A 3,998-nucleotide genomic window follows, 5' to 3' on the forward strand; every position below is an offset into this window, starting at 1 on the left:
ATGAAGGCTTATTAAAGCTGGCGGTCTGGCGCTGGAATCAACAGCCCAAGCTCGACCTTGCCTTAAGGGTTCTGACAGGAGGATTCGCTGATGCAGGCAATGCCGCTCGTGAATTCGACATGAAGATGCGGCAGATGACTGGCATCGCAAAGGCCAAGCACTCTGCTGCATTTGTTCGAATGCTGGTGGAGTCCGGCCAGCCGGTCATTCTGTATGGTTGGCACCATGAGGTGTATGAGATCTGGGAGCAGGAGCTCAGGGATCTGAATCCAGTGTTTTACACTGGCAAACAGAGCCCAGCCAGAGCCCAGCCCAAAAGGAGGCTTCAAAGGCAGCATTCATCAATGGTGAAACGAAGCTGCTGATCATGAGCTTGCGTTCCGGCGCCGGTGTTGATGGGTTGCAACACGTTTGTTCAACCGTGGTTTTTGGGGAGTTGGATTTCACCCCAGGAGTGCACTTGCAGTGCATCGGACGGGTAGACCGTGACGACCAGCCTGATCCTGTGTACGTGTTTTATGCCCTGGTTAACTATGGTTCAGATCCTGTTATTCTGGATGTTCTTGGGCTTAAGGATGATCAGGCGCACGGAATTCAAAATCCTGGAAAACGCAAAAGCGACCGTCAAACCGATGGTGACCGCATCAAAAAAATGGCCACAGCCTGGCTGCACTCCAGAGGTATCCCTATTCCGGCCAGAGAACAGGAATGCGAGGTTATTTTGTAGAAAAAATACAAAACACCTATTGCAGCAAAACAACTATATGGGATAACCTGAAAATAAATCAACAAAATAAAGGAGACTCCCTATGGCTGCGTCCAGCGGAAAATGGCGCGGAAATGCCTTCTTGTTTTCAGGAAGAACAGAAGAACCATCCCAGTTTGGAAAACCCATCATCAACCCGGATCGCATCATTGCATTGGTGGATGAAGAGTGCAACCAGAGCCAGCGGGGCGTGAGCAAGGACAAAATCTACATCCTGTGCAACGCACACACAGTGGATCGACGCAAAAAGGTTGCTGAAGCTGTGCTTGAGATGGTGTTTGAAGGCCAGCTAATGGCTGTTAATGGCAAATACTGGCCGGCATCCCGTGTTGCTGGCAGGCGAACTGCATAGAGCAGCCCAAGAGAGGCATTGTTGGTTATACCAAAAGTGTCTTTCATTCGGAATAACCAGTGATGCCCATTACTCTCTCTGAACACGCAAAAAAACTTTTAACCGGTATCTCTACTGTTGGGACAGCGGTGCAGGCACAAATGCGCGGCACCGGCACACGCGTTGCGATCTGTGCATTGACAGCATTTTTTTTAAGTGCCGCAGCGTCTAATATCGAGATCGAGGGTGCTGCAGGGCAATGGCGAAGCCAGGTGTTTGCCCATAACGCACAGATTTCCAATATAGAAGCGACAGGCATACCTTTGGCGGCTTCTGCTCTGCAGTCTGACAAACCCCTGGAGCACCTGCGTTTTGAATGGCTTGGACAGCTAGAGAATCGCCTCAGTGAATCCGGTTACTCGCCGGATCAGCCCGATGCAAATGCCGTGCTTGCGGTCGCATTAATTCGATTTTCTGCCCAGCTTCACGGGCAGTCCAAAGTGGGTTACCGAGGATATGCTGCCGGTGAAAAGATGGCAGAGGCAGTCGTTCGGCACAACCTGAATGAGTTGGCCGAACTCGCAATTGATATGCAGGCAGCCGGGCAGCCATCCATCAATCCACTGCTGATCCAGATTATCAAAGAGTCGGTCAGCGGCAGCGGAAAGCTCTTGCTGGATCAAACCCTGCCTACGGCAGACATTAAATCTGCAGTCGTAAGCCTTATTCAACACGCAGAATCCAGACCGGAGACTATTGAACGCATTCGGTATCACTTGGAGTTTCCAGCACTTGATAGTGATCTAACACCATTTGAGGCGGTAGAACAGTGGGTAGGGGCGGGCATACCTACAGAAGCAGTAGCGAAGGCGGCTCAGATGCTGGCCGCCACAATTGGCTCTGGAAGGGTTGTTCTTAATGCTGATCGAGAAGCACGACTACCGCTTGAATTTTCTCATTAAAAAAGAGAAACCCAGCTCAGTGTCAATGGCCATTAACACTCAATAGTTGTCACGCAGCAGCAACCGCAGCGACCTTCTCCTTTTGGCGAAGGCTGCCCTCCGTAAACCAGGCCGCATCGGGATGAGCATCGTTTAAAAGGGGTTGCCACCAAGCATTCTCGGTTGTGGCAAGGCAGGTATGCTGGTCGGCAGTGCTGTTATTGCCCGACAAGTGCAGCTCAAGCATGCGCGGATTACTTAGCAGCGACCGGGTTAATGTCATGTTTGGGCCCTCAGCAGCAGCAATGATATTCAAGTGCGACAAATCCACCACATAGTTCAGGTCAGATTCAAACAGCAGCCATGCATGATCTTCCCAAGTGTCCATCCAGTGTCGACGCATCCCCGCACGAGCCCCTTCGAGTTGCTTGCGGGGGTACAAAGTCTCAATGGCTACCGGTGCGTTCAGCAATTCGCCAATCATGCCCATGGCCTCAATCATCTTGGGTCGAATGTCTTTGTCACGACCACGAGGGCGGGAACCTGAGTGAAAGGTGTACACGGGATTTCCAAGTACGGCATTCAGCTCACCCAGGCGGGCAAAATAACGAGTGCCACCCACCGGGTCTTCAATAAAACGCTGTAGGTCATACCAGGGAAAGCGCTGAACCTTATCGCTGGCCGCATCCTTTGCCAGTCGTACCGAGGCATGCAGGCGGAACTGGGTGTAAGGGTACTGTTCTTTGAATCGTTCTAAAGCCTCTGGCGTCCAGGGGCAGAAGTTTTGGGGTGTTATCTGGACTTTGGACAGATCAAATTCAAACCCACCATCCGACTGAACCCCATACAGTGCCTGCATAGCGCGGTATGGGCTGTAACCTGGAAAAACGGATAGGGCAGGGTGAATTTTTCGCAGACCCATGATGGTATAACCTCTCTATTCTCTTGTGTGGGTGTCATTATTACATCTTATCCTAAACGTAAAGGCTTTGATTGCCGGTAAATGTCAGCGGCTGGTATGATAACAATCAGAAATACAAGATAACCTGTAGATCCGAATTAGCGAATATATGTAAAAGGGGGTCGGGGTGGTCAATCATTCAATGCTCACCTTCTTTCTGGTGATTTTTGCTTCGTCTGTTTTGTGGCGAGGTGTGGGTGACATTCTGGTGATTGTTGCCGCCAGCACCAGCATTGAGCCTTTGGTTCTGATCGCTCTTTTTATTGGCTCGACACTGAAAGCAGCAGGCTTGGCGGCAGATATCCATGCACTGATCATCGTGATGCAGGGTGAAACCCCTTTCAATAAAGATGGCGACTACACCCTCAAGGATTATGGATGGCTGATTCTGATCTGGCCGTTTTATGGATTGATATTGCTTCGGTTCTGGTGGCTTTGGATCACCAGACGTTAAATCAAGTACCCGGCTTAACCCTAAAAACAACCAACATTGGAACTTCCTGTGAAAATCTATCAAAGCATCAAGGCGCAGCTGATGCTGCTGCCGCTGATCTCTCTGATCGGCTTCCTTCTGATTGCCGCCATGTCAACAATCAGTCTGCATGACACCCTTATGGCTGAGCGAAAAGCCCGCCTGATTGCCGCCAGTGATCTGGCAGCCGGTGTGATTAAGCATTTCCAGGAAAAGGAGCGGTCGGGCGAGCTGACAACAAGTCAAGCGCAATCTCAAGCCATGGCAGCTATCCGCGGGCTGCGTTATGACGGAATGGAGTATTTCTGGATCAATGATGCTTCTCGCCCAGTACCCGTCACTTTACTGCATCCGGCAGCGCCACAGCTTGAAGGGCAGCGCCTTTCCGGTGAGCGGTTTAACAATGCGACATCGGTTGAATCCAAACACGGTGGAGCCCGTGAAGAACTGAGCAACCAAAATATCTTTATCGCCTTTGCCAGTGCCGTTGATCAGCACCCCGATGGTGGTTTTGTGGAATACAGCTG

General features: G+C 50.9%; 7 protein-coding genes. 6 read left to right on the forward strand and 1 reads right to left on the reverse strand.

Features of this window, described 5'->3' with window-relative positions; genetic code table 11:
* The 4 genes from IBX50_RS18100 to IBX50_RS18115 all read left to right on the forward strand — a co-directional run.
* Positions 1-365, forward strand: a 365-nt coding sequence (locus IBX50_RS18100; RefSeq protein ID WP_292257780.1) for a hypothetical protein, incomplete at its 5' end; no start/stop codon positions are given.
* 2 nt (positions 366-367) lie between these two features.
* Positions 368-727 (forward strand): hypothetical protein, encoded by a 360-nt coding sequence (locus tag IBX50_RS18105; protein ID WP_292257783.1) that lies wholly within the window; start codon positions 368-370, stop codon positions 725-727.
* Positions 728-809: 82 nt separating this feature from the next.
* On the forward strand, positions 810-1,118 hold the full coding sequence (locus tag IBX50_RS18110; protein ID WP_292257785.1) for a hypothetical protein: 309 nt from the start codon (positions 810-812) through the stop codon (positions 1,116-1,118).
* 62 nt (positions 1,119-1,180) lie between these two features.
* Positions 1,181-2,059, forward strand: coding sequence for a hypothetical protein (locus tag IBX50_RS18115; RefSeq protein WP_292257787.1), 879 nt, complete (start codon positions 1,181-1,183; stop codon positions 2,057-2,059).
* Between the two features lie 49 nt (positions 2,060-2,108).
* Here the strand turns inward: IBX50_RS18115 and IBX50_RS18120 are convergent, their stop codons facing one another.
* Entirely contained in the window at positions 2,109-2,960 is an 852-nt protein-coding gene (locus tag IBX50_RS18120; protein WP_292257790.1) for a hypothetical protein, read from the reverse strand.
* A gap of 166 nt (positions 2,961-3,126) precedes the next feature.
* On the opposite strand from IBX50_RS18120, the gene IBX50_RS18125 reads away from it, so the two are divergent.
* Together IBX50_RS18125 and IBX50_RS18130 are read left to right on the forward strand one after the other, a co-directional pair.
* A complete protein-coding gene (locus tag IBX50_RS18125; protein ID WP_292257792.1) occupies positions 3,127-3,453 on the forward strand; it encodes a hypothetical protein in 327 nt (108 codons plus the stop codon).
* Between the two features lie 48 nt (positions 3,454-3,501).
* The coding region (locus IBX50_RS18130; protein WP_292257794.1) for a cache domain-containing protein at positions 3,502-3,998 on the forward strand (497 nt) is incomplete at its 3' end.

Source organism: Marinospirillum sp. (assembly GCF_014859565.1).

Coding starts and splice junctions, on each gene's coding strand:
- IBX50_RS18105 (WP_292257783.1), top strand. CDS start 368: ATGAGCTTGCGTTCCGGCGCCGGTGTTGATGGGTTGCAACACGTTTGT.
- IBX50_RS18110 (WP_292257785.1), top strand. CDS start 810: ATGGCTGCGTCCAGCGGAAAATGGCGCGGAAATGCCTTCTTGTTTTCA.
- IBX50_RS18115 (WP_292257787.1), top strand. CDS start 1,181: ATGCCCATTACTCTCTCTGAACACGCAAAAAAACTTTTAACCGGTATC.
- IBX50_RS18120 (WP_292257790.1), bottom strand. CDS start 2,960: ATGGGTCTGCGAAAAATTCACCCTGCCCTATCCGTTTTTCCAGGTTAC.